Genomic DNA, 17,037 nt, shown 5'->3' with positions numbered 1-17,037 from the left:
CCGGTGGGCCGTTAGTATCATCAATATCAGTATTCGCAAAACCAGATCAGTAATTCTTTAAACCGGTGTATTTCTGCCGTTATGCTACATAAGTTTGCTGTCGTGCCGTTAGGGCCCAGGCTATTCTGGCCAGCTTGTTTGCCAGAGCACAAGTGACGACAAAGTTGCTTTTCCGGCACAGTAAATCCCTGACCCAATCGGCCAATTTGCCAGACTGGTGTTCCAGTTTTTGTATGAATACCCTGGCACATTGAACCAACAAAGTTCGGATCTTTTTATTACCTCGCTTACTAATTCCCAGCAATGTCGTCCTACCTCCCGTGCTGTACTGCCGAGGTACAAGCCCTGTTGCCGCCGCAAAGTCACGGCTGCTGGCGTACTGCTTCCCGTCGCCAATCTCAGTTGAAATAGTACTCGCTGTCAGTGTTCCGACGCAGGGAATGCTCAGCAAGCGCTGTCCAACCTCATCTTCGTCCAACTTTCGTTTCAACTGGGATTCCAAATCTTTAATCTGCTCAACAAGATAGTGATAATGCTGTTGTAATTTCAGCAATAACTGGCTGAGGTAAAGAGGCAAACTATTGTCCTCAAGAAGGGTACTCAGTCGGCTAATAACGGCAGCTCCTCGGGGAACGCTAATGCCAAATTCCAGCAGAAAAGCATGCATTTGATTGGTTGTTTTTACCTTATCCTGAACCAGGGATTCACGGACACGATGCAGAGCCCGCATTGCCTGCTGAGATTCCGTTCTGGGCTGCACAAAACGCATAGACGGACGCGATGCAGCTTCACAAATAGCTTCGGCGTCGACAAAGTCGTTTTTATTGCTTTTAACGAACGGGCGGACAAATTGTGGTGATATCAGCTTTGGGGAATGCCCCAACTCTTCCAACTTGCGTGCCATAAAGTGAGAACCGCCACAGGCTTCCATTGCGATGGTTGTAGCGGGGCATGTCGCCAAAAATTCGATCAACTTTGGCCGGGTAAATTTTTTACGGTAAACAGCCTTCCCGCGACGATCCTGGCAATGAATATGGAAAGAGTTTTTACCCAGATCGATACCAATGAGCGCAATGTTTTCCATGATAGTTCTCCGAATGAAAGCCTGTCCTCAGCATAATACCGGGAAGGAGGGAGTGACCATCTCATTAAATAAAGCACGCTAAGCCGGTTGCAGCGGCCGTAGCGGCCTGAACTTGCCCGCGCCGATCTTGGCGCTGCTGCGCCAGAGGTAATCGCCGGTCAGGTTGATGTGCTCCCAGCCGAGCGGCGACAGGTACTGCAACAGGCCGTCATCGACGGCTTGACCGTGGCCACGCAAGGCGTTCGCGGCCCGCTCCAGATAGACCGTGTTCCATAGCACGATGGCCGCCGTCACCAGGTTGAGGCCGCTGGCCCGGTAGCGCTGCTGCTCGAAGCTGCGGTCGCGGATTTCCCCCAGGCGGTTGAAGAACACGGCGCGGGCCAGCGCGTTGCGCGCCTCGCCTTTGTTCAGCCCGGCATGCACGCGGCGGCGCAGCTCGACGCTTTGCAGCCAGTCCAGGATGAACAGTGTGCGCTCGATGCGTCCCAGCTCACGCAGGGCGACGGCCAGGCCGTTCTGGCGCGGGTAGCTGCCAAGCTTCCTGAGCATCAGCGAGGCCGTCGCCGTGCCCTGCTTGATCGAGGTGGCCATCCGCAGGATTTCATCCCAATGGGCGCGGACGTGCTTGATGTTGAGCGTGCCGCCGATCATCGGTTTCAACGCCTCGTAGGTGGCATCGCCCTTCGGGATGTAGAGCTTGGTGTCGCCCAGGTCACGAATGCGCGGGGCGAAGCGGAAGCCCAGCAGGTGCATCAACGCGAAGACGTGGTCCGTGAACCCTGCCGTGTCGGTGTAGTGCTCCTCGATCCGCAGGTCGGATTCGTGATACAGCAGGCCGTCGAGCACGTAGGTCGAGTCGCGCACGCCGACGTTCACGACCTTGGTGTGGAACGGCGCGTACTGGTCGGAGATATGGGTGTAGAACGTCCGCCCTGGGCTGCTGCCGTATTTCGGATTGATGTGGCCGGTGCTCTCGGCCTTGCTGCCGGTGCGGAAGTTCTGGCCGTCCGACGATGACGTGGTGCCGTCGCCCCAATGCCCGGCGAAGGGATGTCGGAACTGCGCGTTGACCAGCTCGGCCAGTGCCGCCCCGTAGGTTTCGTCGCGGATGTGCCAGGCTTGCAGCCAGGCCAGCTTGGCGTAGGTCGTGCCGGGGCACAATTCCGCCATCTTGGTCAGGCCCAGGTTGATCGCGTCGGCGAGGATCGTGGTCAGCAACAGGTTTTTGTCCTTGGCCAGGTCGCCTGACTTCAGGTGGGCGAAGTGCCGGGTGAAGCCCGTCCATTCGTCTACCTCCAGCAGCAATTCGGTGATCTTGACGTGCGGTAGGATCATCGCCGTCTGGTCGATCAGGGCCTGTGCGGTATCGGGCACCGCCGCATCGAGCGGCGTGATCTTCAGGCCCGACTCCGTGATGATGGCGTCCGGCAGCTCGTTGGCCAGCGCCATGCGGTTGACGGTGGCGAGCTGCGTTTCCAGCAGCGTCAGCCGGTCATGCAGGTACTGGTCGCAATCGGTGGCCACGGCCAGCGGCAATTCGCTGGCCTGCTTGAGGCTGGCGAATTTCGCGGGCGGCACCAGGTAGTCCTCGAAGTCCTTGAACTGGCGCGAGCCTTGCACCCAGATGTCGCCGGAGCGCAGCGCGTTCTTCAGCTCCGACAGCGCGCACAGTTCGTAGTAGCGCCGGTCGATGCCGGTGTCGGTCATCACCAGCTTCTGCCAGCGCGGCTTGATGAACTCGGTCGGCGCGTCGGTGGGCACCTTGCGGGCGTTGTCGCTGTTCATGCTGCGCAGCACCTCGATGGCGTCGAGTACGTCCTTGGCGGCGGGCGCGGCCCGCAACTTGAGCACGTCGAGAAATTCCGGCGCGTAGCGGCGCAGCGTGGCGTAGCTCTCGCCGATGCGGTGCAGGAAATCGAAGTCCTCGGGTTGCGCGAGCCGCTGCGCTTCGGTGACGCTCTCGGCGAAAGCATCCCAGGACATGACGGCCTCGATGGCGGCGAACGGATCGCGGCCCGCTTGCTTGGCCTCGATCAGCGCCTGGCCGATGCGCCCGAACAGCCGCACCTTGGCATTGATCGCCTTGCCGGATGCCTGGAACTGCTGCTGATGCTTGTTCTTGGCGGCATTGAACAGCTTGCCCAGGATGCGGTCATGCAGGTCGATGATTTCGTCGGTGACGGTGGCCATGCCCTCGATGGCGAGCGCCACCAGGGTCGCGTAACGCCGCTGCGGCTCGAACTTCGCCAGGTCGGCGGGCGTCATCTGGCCGCCCTCGCGGGCGATCTTGAGCAGCCGGTTCTGGTGAACCAGCCGCTCGATGCCGGAGGGCAGGTCGAGCGCCTGCCACGCCTTGAGGCGTTCGATGTGTTCCAGCATGTGCCGCGAGTTCGGTTTGACCGGGGATTGCCGCAGCCAGGCCAGCCACGTCGTCTTGCCGTTGTCGCGGCGCTTGAGCAGATCGTCGAGGCGACGGCGATGCACGTCCGTCAGCGGCTCAGCCAAGGCGTCGTAGAGACGCCGGTTGGCGCGGGTAATCGCTTCGGCGCTCGCCCGCTCGACGGCGTTGAGGGCGGGCACAATGACCGACTGCCGCCGCAGGTGCTCGATCAAGGCTCTGGCCAGCACGATGCCCTTGTCGGTTTGCATGGCCAGCTCGGTCAGCAACTGGACAGCCTGCCGGTAGTGGCCAATCGTGAACGGCTGGAAGCCGAACACCGTTTGCAGCTCGACCAGGTGCTCGCGTCGGGTCTGCTCACGCTGCCCGTACTCGTCCCAGCTTTCGATGCCGACCTTGAGCTGGTTGGCGACCAGTCTCAGCAATGGCGGGAACGGTGGCTCATCAGCGCCAAGGATGACGCCGGGAAAGCGCAGGTAGCAGAGCTGCACCGCGAAGCCCAGCCGATTGGCCGGGCCGCGCCGCTGCCGGATGATGGAGAGGTCGCTTTCGCTGAACGTGTAGTGACGGATCAACTCATCCTTGGTGTCCGGCAACGCCAGCAGGCTTTCGCGCTCGGCGGCGGAGAGGATCGAACGGCGGGGCATGCGGTTTCCTTCTTCTTGAAAACGTAGGTTTGTGACAAGCCCGCCAAGGCAACCGGCGCGGCACGGGAATCAAGGCATTGCGATTCTCGAAAATAGTTCTTGAAATTCTATTCTTGATTGCATATCATCTCAACGAGTTTCGATAAGAAAGGATGCGCATGCGACCGTCTGTTGTGCTTGACATGAAGCGAAGCGCAGTGCGTGAAGCGGTAGGCCGCTTTCGCGCCGCGAACCCGCGCGTCTTCGGCTCGGTGCTGCATGGCACCGACCGGGATGGCAGCGACCTCGACCTGTTGGTCGATGCGCTGCCCGGTGCCACGTTGTTGGACTTGGGCGATTTGGAAGAAGAACTGAAATCGCTGCTCGGCGTTGACGTCGATCTGCTGACTCCCGGCGACCTGCCGCCGAAGTTCCGGGCCAAGGTGCTCGCGGAGGCGCAACCGATATGAGCGAGAACCGCCTGCCCGATTACCTCGACCACATTCAGCAGGCCGCAACCGATGCGCGCAGCTTCGTGGAAGGGATGGCCAAGGACGACTTCTTGGCCGACAAGCGCACCCAGCAGGCCGTCATCATGAGCCTGATCGTCATCGGCGAGGCGGCCACAAAGGTGATGGATGGCTACGTCGAGTTCACCCAGGCGCATGCCGACGTGCCGTGGCGCAGCATGCGCAATATGCGTAATCGCATGGCTCACGGCTATTTCGACATCAACCTCGATGTGGTGTGGGAGACGGTACAGGAATGGCTGCCGGCGTTGCTCCAGCAATTGCCCGCCGTGCGTCAGGATGCCGACGATGAAGACCGTAACGACAACTGTGAAAGAGGGATCTCCGATGACTGTTGAATCGAGAATATTTTCTGTAGCCGAGTATGTTCAGCCGTCCGAAGGCGAGCCTATTCGTTCCGTTGTGCTTGAAACCCGAGACTCAATTATCGTGGTTTGGCATGTCCATCCCGGGCAGGAAATTGCGGCTCACATTCATCCTCACGGCCAAGACACGTGGACTGTTTTGTCGGGAATGGCTGATTACTTTCAGGGCAATGGGATTGTTCGTGCCCTCAGGGAAGGTGAGATAGCCGTGGCAAGACCGGGCCAAGTGCACGGGGCGCGAAATACAGGTACCGAGCCATTTGTGTTAGTCTCGGTTGTGGCATCAGCCAATGCCGGTTTCGTATTGGCTGAGCGATAGAGCCCAATCTCTGGAGTTGGTCCAATGAGCGGTCGGGGAGATAGGTAACAGACATGCAGCGGACACGGCTGCTAAACCAGGTCGCAAACCTCCTTGCGTCGCAGCGTGCCGCAAGCGACGCGATCAATCGAATGGGGTCGGCATGAGACTGAACACCATCCAGTTCCCGACCGCGTAGCCGCCTGTCCTGCCGATCAGGTCTTGACCATCGACGCCTGGGATCAGTCCTGAATGTTCTTGGAGACCACTACGTTATGAGCCGCAGCCGCCGCAAAACACCCATCGTCGGGCACACGACCTGCGGCAGCGAGCGCGAGGACAAGAAGCTCTGGCATCAGCGCTGGCGCACCCGTGAGCGCACGGCGCTGACCAGCGCGTCGCCCGAAGCCCTGAGCGCCCATCTGCCCCTGCTGGAAAACCAGGCCAGCAGCGTCTGGTCGATGGGCAAGGATGGCCGCTCCTACTGGCCCGTCAAGCGCCAGGCCGCCACGGCGGATCGCATCGCCAATCACAAGGGACGCAACCCGCAAGAACGCGCCTCCCTGAAAAAGCGCCTGCTTACACTGTGATTCCTTCAAAATATCTCAACGAAATTTCCCGACACCTGTTTAAGCTATCTTGCTGATATTTCTGTTTTTCGATTTTTGCCGGCGCGATGCCGGCGACGTTGGCCAGCTGCCCCGGGCGCGATACTGAGATCAGTTTCTTTGAACAAAAAAACCGCCTTTTGGCGGTCAGTATTCAGTAGCTGGAACGGTAGTCTCTCCCCCGATTCCAGCGGTCTTGCCAGTGTTCGAGGAATGATTCAGCGAGCTTAGGCATGTTCCAGATCACCACCGCATTCTCCGAGTTTTTCGTTTCGGCCGCTTTGGTGAAATTAAAGCTGCCAGTTTCAACGGTCACATTATCCACGATGATCACCTTGTCATGCTGGATAGGGAAATCACTGTCAGTACGCAAAGGGATGCCGCTGTTCGCTATGTAGTTCATGGCCGCAATGCTGGCGCGCCCCGTATTGCCCCTTTCATCAATTACGATTTTCACATCAACTCCCCGTTTTTTGGCTGCTACCAGTGCTTTCATAATATCCGGGGCGGTAAAAGAATAAGCCATCATCCGTATCGAGGTTTTTGCGGAGTCAATGGCGCTCAGGACGAGAACGCGGGCGCTTCCTTCAGGCGAGTAGCCAACCTGAACGGATGGTTCCACCGCAAAGGCGGGCAGGGCGGCTGTCGTAAATGCTGCGGCCAGAAGCCAGGTTGCTAAGTTTTTCATTACAGGCTCCCGTTCACACACTGCATTTTATATTCAGGGTCAAAATAAATTTCTTTGATTTTCCGCTTTTCCATATGCACCACAACGTCAATGGTGGAGTAGAGCATTCGCATAATATCGCTCATATCGAGCATACGGCCGATAGGGGTCGCCTTGATAAGCAGCCCAATACGGTTAAAGGCATCGCGCGCAGAGTTAGCGTGCGTTGACATAACACCGCCTGGATGGCCGGTATTAAGTGCTTTAAGATAATCCCACGCAGCATCATCCCTAAGCTCAGTCATGATGATACGGCCCGGTGTCAGACGCATACAGGCTCGCAGGGCATCAGTGGCGCTGACGCGGCCGATCTTTCCTGCATCGCCGTACATCATATAAACGGCTTCTACAACGTGATCGACCGTGACTTCGTGAACGTCCTCTAAAATAATTACACGCTCGTCTTTATGTAGCGATTTTAACAGCGCGCGCGTGAGTACCGTTTTCCCCGACCCGGTTTCACCGCAGATCACGATAGTGCGTTTCTTCTCAACGGCGGTTTGCAGGAATGCGGGCCATTTTTCGCTGCTGTGCAGCTCTTTAAGGAAAAAATCATCATCCGTTAGGCTTTGCTTGCTGCCGGTAATCTTCCGGCAGTCACTGAAAATCCCCTCGCGGGTCAGCTGCTCCAGATTTTTATCGGCCGCCAAATCCTTACGAAACGCTACGGCCGTTGTACCGTCAATCACCGCAGGGGGCAGACAGATAACGCCCCTGATCCCGCCAGGCAGGATCACGTCATTAATGGCCTGCATGGTCAGCTTGTTGCTGCTCACCAACGATTTAGCAAGGTTCCTAATAAAATCTGCCGTAATTGCCGCGTTCTGCACAACCCTGCGGCCGCTGAACGTATCACAGATAACTTCCTGAAAGCAGTTAATGCGAATTTCAAAAACAGTAGGATCTTCTAAATACTCGCGCAGTGGGCCAAGTTGATAGAAAGCTGCATCAGTCATGATTACTCCTGAAGAAAAGCGGGCGCTAAGCGCCCACTTTTTTAGTTGTCTGCGAGCGTATAAACGCCGCTGAAATCGAGGTCGCGGGCAACAAAAATGCTCACCGCATCACCCTGCTGATCGTAGAGGGTAGGGGGGATAGACATGTAAGAGCGGAGTGCTTCAGACGCCAGCTGCTCACCGCTGTTTTCTGTACTGTTGTACTGAATGTTATTACTCTGCGTCTGGTTAACCAGCGCCGTTAAGGTGTCAGAGAACAACGAAATCATGATCGCACCACGCAGACGCTCCCACATATGGGTATCCACCTGGCCCGGAATCCCCGCGCTGCCGAGTGAGTTCGTTCCGGCACTGTCAATATTAACGATTGTTCCGTCCTGGTCATTGCGGATACGCTCCCAGAGAACAAACACGCGCGCCTGGCCGTCTTTGATACCACCGGTAATCTGCCCGTCAACCCATGAGCCTTTATCAATCAGCCTAACGAGTCCATCAGCTGAGTAAACGTCCTGTGAAACCCGGCAGGAAACCTGACCCGGAACAGTGGTATCCAGCTCGGTGCCGGTACCACAGGGGATCATTTTGCCTTTCGGAACAGTCAGGCTGGGATTAGCCATGACTCCAGCGCGGCTAGCCTTCAGCCTTGCAGGAGTCAGGTTTTTAGCGAGTGCTGAACTACCTTCGCTTGTTTCGTTGTCCTGGGGCTGCACTCCGGGACTATTGCTTGTAGCCGCCTGATTAGTCTGGGCCAGCTCGCCGCCCAGACGACGCTGCATAGCCAGTTCTTCAGGCGAAGGTTCTTTACGCTTATTAGAGGTACGCGCGCCGGTATTGCTGCTGCCCGCATCTGCATCTGCCTGTGCGGCAGCCTGCACAGCACGGGCATCAGTGGCGCTATTCTGCGCAGTTGCAGGTTTATTAACATCAGGATCGCTGTTAAAGCTGTAGTTTGGCAGTGTATTGGCCTGTTGCGCTTTACCACCGTCTTTATCAGCTTCAGCTTTAGCCGGGGCGCGAATTTTACCCATGACCGTAATCCCGATGAATACCAAAGCAAGCAGCGCCATCAGTATGACAAAGGCTTTCATACCAGGAGCCGAACGGCGGTTACTGCCATTAAATCCGCCACGCTCGCTTTCAAATTCACCGTCTCCGGTGTTTTCATCGAGTTCCTGATCTACATCGACACTTTTACGGGCCATCAGTTATCCTCCCCAATTTGAACCCTGCGCACATCCGGGGAAGCCGTACCGGTTGCTACCGCACCGGCGCCCGGCGCGAAATTATTATTACGAACGCCAACGACTTTATCGCCCAGACGAATACGCCACTCTTTAGCGACGGTTTCCACCTCGATGATGTTGCGGTTCTCACCCACAACATGAGAGTTAGGCAGCGTTTCTTTGCCACTGGCCGAGATCATGTAGACCTGCGGTAACTCCGCATTGGCCGGAAACTCAAACCGGGTAAAGCGGTAGTTATCCCAGACGTGAACCGGCTGGATGCTGCGCATTTCAGGCTGTTCGCTCATTACGTACTGATAGTTCTTCGCCCCCGCAAAAGCCGTCTGCTTCAGCTTCTGCGTAATGCGTTTTTTATCAGCCGCGCTTTTGGCTTTTTCCTGCTGGGGTCGTCTCAGAATTCGGAAAATAAAGCACGCTAAGGCGTAGTCACCCCGTGACTCCCCCGCGCCGATGCAGCGAGCTTCGTTCCGTCTTGCAGTGACGCAATCAGCGGGCAGGAAACGTTCCCTTTCCGCGCATGGCAGGCGCACACCAGTTCAGACAGCACGGCCTCCATGCGTGCCAAGTCGGCCATCTTCTCGCGCACATCCTTGAGCTTGTGCTCGGCCAGGCCGCTGGCTTCCTCGCAATGGGTGCCATCCTCCAGCCGCAGTAGCTCGGCGATTTCGTCCAGGCTAAAGCCCAGCCGCTGGGCCGATTTCACGAACCGCACTCGTGTTACATCCGCCTCGCCATAGCGGCGAATGCTGCCATAGGGCTTGTCTGGCTCCGGCAGCAGGCCCTTGCGCTGGTAGAACCGGATGGTCTCCACATTGACCCCGGCCGCCTTGGCAAAAACGCCAATGGTCAGATTCTCAAAATTAATTTGCATATCGCTTGACTCCGTACATAACTACGGAAGTAAGCTTAAGCTATCCAAACCAAATTTGAAAGGACAAGCGTATGTCTGAACCACAAAACGGGCGCGGCGCGCTCTTCGCCGGTGGGCTGGCCGCCATTCTTGCGTCGGCCTGCTGCCTGGGGCCGCTGGTTTTGATCGCCTTGGGGTTCAGCGGGGCATGGATCGGCAACCTGACGGTGCTGGAACCCTATCGCCCGATCTTCATCGGCGCAGCGCTGGTCGCGCTGTTTTTCGCCTGGCGGCGCATCTACCGCCCGGCGCAAGCCTGCAAACCGGGTGAGGTCTGCGCGATTCCCCAAGTGCGAGCTACTTACAAGCTCATTTTCTGGATCGTGGCCGCGCTGGTCCTGGTCTCGCTCGGATTTCCCTACGTCATGCCATTTTTCTATTAATCACAGGAGTTCATCATGAAAAAACTGTTTGCCGCCCTCGCCCTCGCTGCCGTTGTTGCCCCCGTGTGGGCCGCCACCCAGACCGTCACGCTGTCCGTGCCTGGCATGACCTGCGCCTCTTGCCCGATCACTGTCAAGCACGCGCTTTCCAAGGTTGAGGGCGTGAGCAAGACCGACGTAAGTTTCGACAAGCGCCAGGCCGTCGTCACCTTCGACGATGCCAAGACCAACGTCCAGAAGTTGACCAAGGCGACCGAGGACGCGGGCTATCCGTCCAGCCTCAAACGCTGATCCGTTAACCGAACTCGGGAGCGACACATGGGACTCATCACGCGCATCGCTGGCAAAACCGGCGCGCTCGGCAGCGTCGTTTCCGCGATGGGCTGCGCCGCCTGTTTTCCTGCCATCGCCAGCTTTGGCGCGGCCATCGGACTGGGCTTCTTGAGCCAGTACGAGGGGCTATTCATTGGCATCCTGCTGCCGATGTTCGCCGGCATCGCGTTACTCGCCAATGCTATCGCTTGGCTCAATCATCGACAGTGGCGACGCACGGCGCTCGGCACGATAGGCCCGATCTTGGTGCTGGCAGCGGTGTTTTTAATGCGGGCTTACGGCTGGCAGAGCGGTGGACTGCTCTATGTCGGCCTGGCCTTGATGGTTGGGGTGTCGGTCTGGGATTTCATCTCGCCAGCACATCGCCGCTGCGGGCCGGACAGCTGTGAATTGCCAGAACAACGTGGCTGACGGCAACAGCCGTAGCCACCACAGAAAAGGAAAAATACATGACCACCCTGAAAATCACCGGGATGACCTGCGACTCGTGCGCGGCTCACGTCAAGGAAGCCTTGGAGAAAGTGCCCGGCGTGCAATCGGCGCTGGTGTCCTATCCGAAGGGCACAGCGCAACTCGCCATTGAGGCGGGCACGTCATCGGATGCGCTGACTACCGCCGTGGCCGGACTGGGCTACGAGGCAACGCTTGCCGATGCGCCACCGACGGACAACCGCGCCGGCCTGCTCGACAAGATGCGCGGCTGGATAGGGGCCGCTGATAAGCCCAGTGGCAACGAACGCCCGTTGCAGGTCGTCGTCATTGGTAGCGGTGGAGCCGCGATGGCGGCAGCACTGAAGGCCGTCGAGCAAGGCGCGCAGGTCACGCTGATTGAGCGCGGCACCATCGGCGGCACCTGCGTCAACGTCGGTTGTGTGCCGTCCAAGATCATGATCCGCGCCGCCCACATCGCCCATCTGCGCCGGGAAAGCCCATTCGACGGCGGCATGCCACCCACACCGCCGACGATCTTGCGCGAGCGGCTGCTGGCCCAGCAGCAGGCCCGTGTCGAAGAACTCCGTCATGCCAAGTACGAAGGCATCCTGGACGGCAATTCAGCCATCACCGTTCTGCACGGTGAAGCGCGTTTCAAGGACGACCAGAGCCTTATCGTTAGTTTGAACGAGGGTGGCGAGCGCGTCGTGATGTTCGACCGCTGCCTGGTCGCCACGGGTGCCAGCCCGGCGGTCCCGCCGATTCCGGGCTTGAAAGAGTCACCCTACTGGACTTCCACCGAGGCCCTGGCGAGCGACACCATTCCCGAACGCCTTGCCGTAATCGGCTCGTCGGTGGTGGCGCTGGAGCTGGCGCAAGCCTTTGCCCGGCTGGGCAGCAAGGTCACGGCCCTGGCGCGCAATACCTTGTTCTTCCGTGAAGACCCGGCCATCGGCGAGGCGGTGACAGCCGCTTTCCGTGCCGAGGGCATCGAGGTGCTGGAGCACACGCAAGCCAGCCAGGTCGCCCATATGGACGGTGAATTCGTGCTGACCACCACGCACGGTGAATTGCGCGCCGACAAGCTGCTGGTCGCCACCGGCCGGACACCGAACACGCGCAGCCTGGCATTGGAAGCGGCGGGGGTAGCCGTCAATGCGCAGGGGGCCATCGTCATCGACAAGGGCATGCGCACCAGTAGCCCGAACATCTACGCGGCCGGCGACTGCACCGACCAGCCGCAGTTCGTCTATGTGGCGGCAGCGGCCGGCACTCGTGCGGCGATCAACATGACTGGCGGCGATGCGGCCCTGGACCTGACCGCAATGCCGGCCGTGGTGTTCACCGACCCGCAGGTCGCCACCGTGGGCTACAGCGAGGCGGAAGCACATCACGACGGGATCGAGACCGACAGTCGCCTGCTAACACTGGATAACGTGCCGCGTGCGCTTGCCAACTTCGACACACGCGGCTTCATCAAGCTGGTCATCGAGGAAGGTAGCGGACGGCTCATCGGCGTGCAAGCGGTGGCCCCGGAAGCGGGTGAACTGATCCAGACGGCGGTGCTCGCCATTCGCAACCGTATGACCGTGCAGGAACTGGCCGACCAATTGTTCCCCTACCTGACCATGGTCGAAGGGCTGAAGCTCGCGGCGCAGACCTTCAGCAAGGACGTGAAGCAGCTTTCGTGCTGCGCCGGATGAGGAAAAGGAGGTGTTCAATGAGCGCCTACACAGTGTCCCGGCTGGCCCTTGATGCCGGGGTGAGCGTGCATATCGTGCGCGACTACCTGCTGCGCGGATTGCTACGGCCGGTCGCGTACACCACGGGCGGCTACGGCTTGTTCGATGACACCGCGTTGCAACGGCTGCGCTTTGTACGGGCTGCCTTCGAAGCGGGTATCGGCCTGGACGCACTGGCGCGGCTGTGCCGGGCGCTGGATGCTGCGGACGGTGACGGTGCGTCTGCGCAGCTTGCCGTGTTGCGGCAACTCGTCGAGCGTCGGCGCGAGGCCCTGGCCAGCCTCGAAATGCAACTGGCCGCCATGCCAACCGAACCGGCACAGCACGCGGAGAGTCTGCCATGAACAGCCCAGAGCACTTGCCGTCTGAGACGCACAAACCGATCACCGGCTACTTGTGGGGCGCGCTGGCCGTGCTCACCTGTCCCTGCCATTTGCCGATTCTCGCCATTGTGCTAGCCGGCACGACGGCCGGCGCGTTCATCGGGGAGCACTGGGGTATTGCAGCCCTCACGCTGACCGGCTTGTTTGTCCTGTCTGTGACGCGGCTGCTGCGGGCCTTCAAGGGAAGATCATGACCGCTTCCCAGCCAGCCGAGAGTGGGCAGCTTTGAGCTTCGCTACCAATCTGGAGGAGTACCACCATGAACGCAAACGCCCCGAACACTGCCAGTTGCACCACCTGCTGCGTATGCTGCAAAGAAATTCCGCTCGATGCCGCCTTCACCCCGGAAGGCGCGGAATACGTCGAACATTTCTGCGGGCTGGATTGCTATGAACGCTTCCAGGCACGCGCCAAGGCCGCGACAGAATCTGACATTGCACCTGTCCCTGGCGGTTCGCAGCCGTCAGATTGAGGCATACCCTAACCTGATGTCAGATGTTGAGCACAAACAACGTCAGAGTAGGGTATTAATTTATATTTATTGACACATTCAGCCAAGGGTAATAGATTTCATCCTGACATTTTTACCTTTGGAGGCATCTTGCAAGGTCAACGTATCGGCTACGTTCGCGTCAGCAGCTTCGACCAGAATCCTGATCGACAACTGGAACAAATAGAAGTCGGCAAGGTATTCACCGATAAGGCTTCAGGCAAGGACACACAACGTCCCGAACTTGAAAGGCTGCTGGCCTTCGTCCGCGAGGGCGACACCGTGGTGGTGCATAGCATGGACAGGTTGGCACGCAACCTTGATGACCTGCGCCGCATCGTCCAAGGGCTGACACAACGGGGCGTGCGCATGGAGTTCGTCAAAGAAGGGCTAACGTTCACCGGCGAGGACTCACCGATGGCCAATCTGATGCTGTCGGTCATGGGAGCCTTTGCTGAGTTCGAGCGCGCTCTGATCCGCGAACGTCAGCGCGAGGGAATCGTGCTGGCTAAGCAGCGCGGGGCCTACCGGGGACGAAAGAAATCGCTGAACAGCGAACAAATTGCCGAGTTGAAACGGCGAGTTGCGGCAGGCGACCAGAAAACCTTGGTGGCCCGTGACTTCGGCATCAGCCGCGAAACCTTGTACCAGTACCTGCGGGAAGACTGACCATGCCACGCCGCTCAATCCTGTCCGCCACCGAGCGCGAAAGTCTGCTGACACTGCCAGATGCCAAAGACGAACTGATACGGCACTACACGTTCAACGAAACCGACCTGTCGGTGATCCGTCAGCGTCGCGGCGCCGCGAATCGATTGGGCTTCGCCGTGCAGCTTTGCTACTTGCGATTCCCTGGCATCTTCTTGGGCGTCGATGATCCTCCATTTCTGCCCCTGCTGCGCATGGTGGCCGCACAACTCAAGGTGCCGGTGGAAAGCTGGAACCATTACGGCCAGCGCGAGCAGACACGGCGGGAGCACTTGGTCGAGCTGCAAACGGTGTTTGGATTCAAGCCCTTCACCATGAGTCATTACCGGCAAGCCGTGCATACATTGACCGAACTGGCCTTGCAAACAGACAAAGGCATTGTGCTGGCCAGCACCCTTGTTGAAAACCAGCGGCGGCAGAGCATCATCCTACCCGCCATGAATGCCATCGAGCGCGCAAGCGCCGAGGCCATTACCCGTGCCAACCGAAGCATCCATGCGGCATTGGCCGATTCCTTGATACCTGTCCATCGCCAGCGCCTGGACGAACTCCTCAAGCGCAAGGATGGTAGCAAAATGACGTGGCTAGCGTGGCTGCGCCAATCGCCCGCCAAGCCGAACTCGCGCCACATGCTTGAACACATCGAACGCCTCAAAGCCTGGCAGGCGCTTGACCTACCTGCTGGCATCGAACGGCAGGTACACCAAAACCGCTTGCTCAAGATCGCCCGCGAAGGCGGCCAGATGACGCCCGCCGACCTGGCCAAGTTCGAGTCGCAGCGGCGTCACGCCACCTTGGTAGCACTGGCCATCGAGGGCATGGCCACCGTCACTGATGAAATCATCGACCTTCACGACCGTATCATCGGCAAGCTGTTCAATGCGGCCAAGAACAAGCATCAACAGCAGTTCCAGGCTTCCGGCAAGGCGATCAACGACAAGGTGCGGATGTATGGGCGCATCGAGCGCACGCTGTTCATTCTGGATTGGCTGCAAAGCGTGGAGCTGCGCCGCCGCGTCCATGCGGGGCTGAATAAGGGCGAGGCGCGCAACGCGCTGGCCAGGGCGGTCTTCTTCTACCGATTGGGTGAAATCCGCGACCGCAGTTTTGAGCAGCAGCGCTACCGGGCCAGCGGCCTCAATCTGGTGACGGCGGCCATCGTGTTGTGGAACACGGTCTATCTGGAGCGTGCCACCAGTGCTTTGCGTGCCCACGGCAAGGCGCTGGACGACACGTTGCTGCAATATCTGTCCCCGCTGGGGTGGGAGCATATCAACCTGACCGGCGATTACCTATGGCGCAGCAGTGCCAAGGTCGGTGCGGGGAAGTTCAGGCCATTGCGACCGCTGCCACCGGCTTAGCGTGCTTTATTTAATGAGATGGTCACTCCCTCCTTCCCAGTACTATGCTGAGGACAGGCTTTCATTCGGAGAACCATCATGGAAAACATTGCGCTTATTGGTATCGATCTGGGTAAGAACTCTTTCCATATTCATTGTCAGGATCATCGTGGGAAGGCCGTTTACCGTAAAAAATTCACCCGACCAAAGCTAATCGAATTTCTGGCGACATGCCCGGCAACAACCATCGCGATGGAAGCCTGTGGCGGTTCTCACTTTATGGCACGCAAGCTGGCAGAGTTAGGGCATTTTCCAAAGCTGATATCACCGCAATTTGTCCGCCCATTCGTTAAAAGCAACAAAAATGACTTCGTTGATGCTGAAGCTATCTGTGAAGCAGCATCACGTCCATCTATGCGTTTCGTGCAGCCCAGAACCGAATCTCAGCAGGCAATGCGAGCTCTGCATCGTGTCCGTGAATCCCTGGTTCAGGATAAGGTGAAAACAACTAATCAGATGCATGCTTTTCTGCTGGAATTTGGTATCAGCGTTCCGCGAGGTGCTGCCGTTATTAGTCGACTGAGTACCCTTCTTGAGGACAGTAGTTTGCCTCTTTATCTCAGCCAGTTACTGCTGAAATTACAACAGCATTATCACTATCTTGTTGAGCAGATTAAAGATCTGGAATCTCAGTTGAAACGAAAGTTGGACGAAGATGAGGTTGGACAGCGCTTGCTGAGTATTCCCTGCGTTGGAACGCTGACTGCCAGTACTATTTCAACTGAGATTGGCGACGGGAAGCAGTACGCCAGCAGCCGTGACTTTGCGGCGGCAACAGGGCTGGTACCCCGACAGTACAGCACGGGAGGTCGGACGACATTGTTAGGGATTAGCAAGCGGGGCAACAAAAAGATCCGAACTTTGTTGGTTCAGTGTGCCAGGGTATTCATACAAAAACTGGAACACCAGTCTGGCAAGTTGGCCGACTGGGTCAGGGAGTTGTTGTGTCGGAAAAGCAACTTTGTCGTCACCTGTGCTCTGGCAAACAAGCTGGCCAGAATAGCCTGGGCACTGACGGCGCGACAGCAAACTTACGAAGCATAAAGGCAGAAATACACCAGTTTAAACAATCATTCATCTGGTTTTGCGAATACTGATATTGATGATACTAACGGCCCACCGGCCTGTTGAGGAACCTGTAAAACGGAAAGGCTCATTGAAGCCGTATATTTTCTGGAGGTTCATCAGGCGCGGAACTCATCGAGGCGCGGGAATAAAATCCCATTCAGACGCCGGATAGATTCAAGCAAGCCAACTTGTCGTCAAAATCGGTGTTGCAAAAACGGGAGTGACCATAGATTCCGTTTTCTGAGACGACCCCCTTATGGCAGCACTTTAAATTGAGTCTCATACAGTATCTGTTTTCTTTCTCTTCATCTCTCATGACCTGCTGCCCACTTACAGACTCCAGGGTAAAGCA

General features: G+C 58.0%; 19 protein-coding genes and 2 pseudogenes. 14 read left to right on the top strand and 7 right to left on the bottom strand.

The window, feature by feature from the left end; genetic code table 11:
- Window positions 1-79: 79 nt before the first annotated feature.
- The gene (locus tag HV261_RS23755; protein WP_022542389.1) at window positions 80-1,084 is read right to left on the bottom strand and encodes an IS110-like element IS4321 family transposase; all 1,005 of its coding nucleotides are present in this window, start codon (window positions 1,082-1,084) and stop codon (window positions 80-82) included.
- Window positions 1,085-1,162: 78 nt separating this feature from the next.
- Window positions 1,163-4,129, bottom strand: a complete 2,967-nt coding sequence (locus HV261_RS23750; protein WP_032640605.1) for a Tn3-like element ISPa38 family transposase — start codon at window positions 4,127-4,129, stop codon at window positions 1,163-1,165.
- A gap of 158 nt (window positions 4,130-4,287) precedes the next feature.
- Between HV261_RS23750 and HV261_RS23745 the strand changes: the two genes are divergently transcribed.
- The 4 genes from HV261_RS23745 to HV261_RS23730 all read left to right on the top strand — a co-directional run bounded on the left by HV261_RS23745 (window position 4,288) and on the right by HV261_RS23730 (window position 5,891).
- Window positions 4,288-4,578: a nucleotidyltransferase family protein gene (locus HV261_RS23745; protein WP_001247892.1), complete on the top strand. Its 291-nt coding sequence runs from the start codon at window positions 4,288-4,290 to the stop codon at window positions 4,576-4,578.
- Window positions 4,575-4,976: a HepT-like ribonuclease domain-containing protein gene (locus tag HV261_RS23740; protein WP_001293886.1), complete on the top strand. Its 402-nt coding sequence runs from the start codon at window positions 4,575-4,577 to the stop codon at window positions 4,974-4,976. Before HV261_RS23745 ends, HV261_RS23740 begins: the two co-directional genes overlap by 4 nt.
- Entirely contained in the window at window positions 4,966-5,322 is a 357-nt protein-coding gene (locus tag HV261_RS23735) for a cupin domain-containing protein (protein ID WP_000215515.1), read from the top strand. Before HV261_RS23740 ends, HV261_RS23735 begins: the two co-directional genes overlap by 11 nt.
- A gap of 254 nt (window positions 5,323-5,576) precedes the next feature.
- A complete protein-coding gene (locus HV261_RS23730) occupies window positions 5,577-5,891 on the top strand; it encodes a hypothetical protein (RefSeq protein ID WP_000091613.1) in 315 nt (104 codons plus the stop codon).
- Between the two features lie 172 nt (window positions 5,892-6,063).
- Here HV261_RS23730 and HV261_RS23725 read toward each other — a convergent pair whose 3' ends face one another.
- The 5 genes and pseudogenes from HV261_RS23725 to merR form a co-directional block, all read right to left on the bottom strand.
- Window positions 6,064-6,597, bottom strand: a complete 534-nt coding sequence (locus HV261_RS23725; protein WP_000792636.1) for a phospholipase D family nuclease — start codon at window positions 6,595-6,597, stop codon at window positions 6,064-6,066.
- Window positions 6,597-7,592, bottom strand: a complete 996-nt coding sequence (locus tag HV261_RS23720; protein WP_012561144.1) for an ATPase, T2SS/T4P/T4SS family — start codon at window positions 7,590-7,592, stop codon at window positions 6,597-6,599. The genes HV261_RS23725 and HV261_RS23720 overlap by 1 nt, the downstream gene beginning before the upstream one ends.
- 41 nt (window positions 7,593-7,633) lie before the next feature.
- The gene (gene virB10, locus HV261_RS23715) at window positions 7,634-8,794 is read right to left on the bottom strand and encodes a type IV secretion system protein VirB10 (RefSeq protein WP_012561145.1); all 1,161 of its coding nucleotides are present in this window, start codon (window positions 8,792-8,794) and stop codon (window positions 7,634-7,636) included.
- Window positions 8,794-9,219, bottom strand: a pseudogene (locus tag HV261_RS23710) (TrbG/VirB9 family P-type conjugative transfer protein); the annotation flags it as partial. The pseudogene HV261_RS23710 and the gene virB10, both read right to left, overlap by 1 nt.
- Before the next feature lie 32 nt (window positions 9,220-9,251).
- Window positions 9,252-9,707, bottom strand: a complete 456-nt coding sequence (merR, locus tag HV261_RS23705) for a mercury resistance transcriptional regulator MerR (protein WP_001166628.1) — start codon at window positions 9,705-9,707, stop codon at window positions 9,252-9,254.
- Between the two features lie 71 nt (window positions 9,708-9,778).
- Here merR and merT point away from each other — a divergent pair, with 71 nt between their 5' ends.
- The 10 genes and pseudogenes from merT (at window position 9,779) to HV261_RS23655 (ending at window position 16,661) form a co-directional block, all read left to right on the top strand.
- A complete protein-coding gene (merT, locus tag HV261_RS23700; RefSeq protein ID WP_031623830.1) occupies window positions 9,779-10,129 on the top strand; it encodes a mercuric ion transporter MerT in 351 nt (116 codons plus the stop codon).
- A gap of 15 nt (window positions 10,130-10,144) precedes the next feature.
- Window positions 10,145-10,420: a mercury resistance system periplasmic binding protein MerP gene (gene merP, locus HV261_RS23695; RefSeq protein WP_000732275.1), complete on the top strand. Its 276-nt coding sequence runs from the start codon at window positions 10,145-10,147 to the stop codon at window positions 10,418-10,420.
- Window positions 10,421-10,447: 27 nt separating this feature from the next.
- Window positions 10,448-10,873, top strand: coding sequence for an organomercurial transporter MerC (gene merC, locus HV261_RS23690; RefSeq protein ID WP_000522996.1), 426 nt, complete (start codon window positions 10,448-10,450; stop codon window positions 10,871-10,873).
- 38 nt (window positions 10,874-10,911) lie between these two features.
- Complete coding sequence (merA, locus tag HV261_RS23685; RefSeq protein WP_000209296.1) at window positions 10,912-12,597, top strand: mercury(II) reductase; 1,686 nt, start codon at window positions 10,912-10,914, stop codon at window positions 12,595-12,597.
- Between the two features lie 17 nt (window positions 12,598-12,614).
- Window positions 12,615-12,980 (top strand): mercury resistance co-regulator MerD, encoded by a 366-nt coding sequence (merD, locus tag HV261_RS23680; protein WP_001277466.1) that lies wholly within the window; start codon window positions 12,615-12,617, stop codon window positions 12,978-12,980.
- The gene (merE, locus tag HV261_RS23675; protein ID WP_001087807.1) at window positions 12,977-13,213 is read left to right on the top strand and encodes a broad-spectrum mercury transporter MerE; all 237 of its coding nucleotides are present in this window, start codon (window positions 12,977-12,979) and stop codon (window positions 13,211-13,213) included. Before merD ends, merE begins: the two co-directional genes overlap by 4 nt.
- 50 nt (window positions 13,214-13,263) lie before the next feature.
- A pseudogene (locus HV261_RS23670) lies at window positions 13,264-13,491 on the top strand (DUF3330 domain-containing protein); the annotation flags it as partial.
- Window positions 13,492-13,620: 129 nt separating this feature from the next.
- Entirely contained in the window at window positions 13,621-14,178 is a 558-nt protein-coding gene (locus HV261_RS23665; RefSeq protein WP_001162010.1) for a recombinase family protein, read from the top strand.
- A gap of 2 nt (window positions 14,179-14,180) precedes the next feature.
- A complete protein-coding gene (locus HV261_RS23660; RefSeq protein ID WP_045269836.1) occupies window positions 14,181-15,578 on the top strand; it encodes a DUF4158 domain-containing protein in 1,398 nt (465 codons plus the stop codon).
- Window positions 15,579-15,656: 78 nt separating this feature from the next.
- On the top strand, window positions 15,657-16,661 hold the full coding sequence (locus HV261_RS23655; protein WP_000427614.1) for an IS110-like element IS5075 family transposase: 1,005 nt from the start codon (window positions 15,657-15,659) through the stop codon (window positions 16,659-16,661).
- Window positions 16,662-17,037 lie beyond the last annotated feature (376 nt).

Origin of the sequence: Citrobacter sp. RHBSTW-00671 (assembly GCF_014103415.1) — a bacterium.
Lineage (GTDB): Bacteria > Pseudomonadota > Gammaproteobacteria > Enterobacterales > Enterobacteriaceae > Citrobacter.
This window is presented reverse-complemented; position numbering and strand designations above follow the sequence as displayed.

Bases quoted from the DNA above. Each gene is read 5' to 3' on its own strand.
- HV261_RS23755 (WP_022542389.1), bottom strand. From the start codon at position 1,084: ATGGAAAACATTGCGCTCATTGGTATCGATCTGGGTAAAAACTCTTTC.
- HV261_RS23750 (WP_032640605.1), bottom strand. From the start codon at position 4,129: ATGCCCCGCCGTTCGATCCTCTCCGCCGCCGAGCGCGAAAGCCTGCTG.
- HV261_RS23745 (WP_001247892.1), top strand. From the start codon at position 4,288: ATGCGACCGTCTGTTGTGCTTGACATGAAGCGAAGCGCAGTGCGTGAA.
- HV261_RS23740 (WP_001293886.1), top strand. From the start codon at position 4,575: ATGAGCGAGAACCGCCTGCCCGATTACCTCGACCACATTCAGCAGGCC.
- HV261_RS23735 (WP_000215515.1), top strand. From the start codon at position 4,966: ATGACTGTTGAATCGAGAATATTTTCTGTAGCCGAGTATGTTCAGCCG.
- HV261_RS23730 (WP_000091613.1), top strand. From the start codon at position 5,577: ATGAGCCGCAGCCGCCGCAAAACACCCATCGTCGGGCACACGACCTGC.
- HV261_RS23725 (WP_000792636.1), bottom strand. From the start codon at position 6,597: ATGAAAAACTTAGCAACCTGGCTTCTGGCCGCAGCATTTACGACAGCC.
- HV261_RS23720 (WP_012561144.1), bottom strand. From the start codon at position 7,592: ATGACTGATGCAGCTTTCTATCAACTTGGCCCACTGCGCGAGTATTTA.
- virB10 (WP_012561145.1), bottom strand. From the start codon at position 8,794: ATGGCCCGTAAAAGTGTCGATGTAGATCAGGAACTCGATGAAAACACC.
- merR (WP_001166628.1), bottom strand. From the start codon at position 9,707: ATGCAAATTAATTTTGAGAATCTGACCATTGGCGTTTTTGCCAAGGCG.
- merT (WP_031623830.1), top strand. From the start codon at position 9,779: ATGTCTGAACCACAAAACGGGCGCGGCGCGCTCTTCGCCGGTGGGCTG.
- merP (WP_000732275.1), top strand. From the start codon at position 10,145: ATGAAAAAACTGTTTGCCGCCCTCGCCCTCGCTGCCGTTGTTGCCCCC.
- merC (WP_000522996.1), top strand. From the start codon at position 10,448: ATGGGACTCATCACGCGCATCGCTGGCAAAACCGGCGCGCTCGGCAGC.
- merA (WP_000209296.1), top strand. From the start codon at position 10,912: ATGACCACCCTGAAAATCACCGGGATGACCTGCGACTCGTGCGCGGCT.
- merD (WP_001277466.1), top strand. From the start codon at position 12,615: ATGAGCGCCTACACAGTGTCCCGGCTGGCCCTTGATGCCGGGGTGAGC.
- merE (WP_001087807.1), top strand. From the start codon at position 12,977: ATGAACAGCCCAGAGCACTTGCCGTCTGAGACGCACAAACCGATCACC.
- HV261_RS23660 (WP_045269836.1), top strand. From the start codon at position 14,181: ATGCCACGCCGCTCAATCCTGTCCGCCACCGAGCGCGAAAGTCTGCTG.
- HV261_RS23655 (WP_000427614.1), top strand. From the start codon at position 15,657: ATGGAAAACATTGCGCTTATTGGTATCGATCTGGGTAAGAACTCTTTC.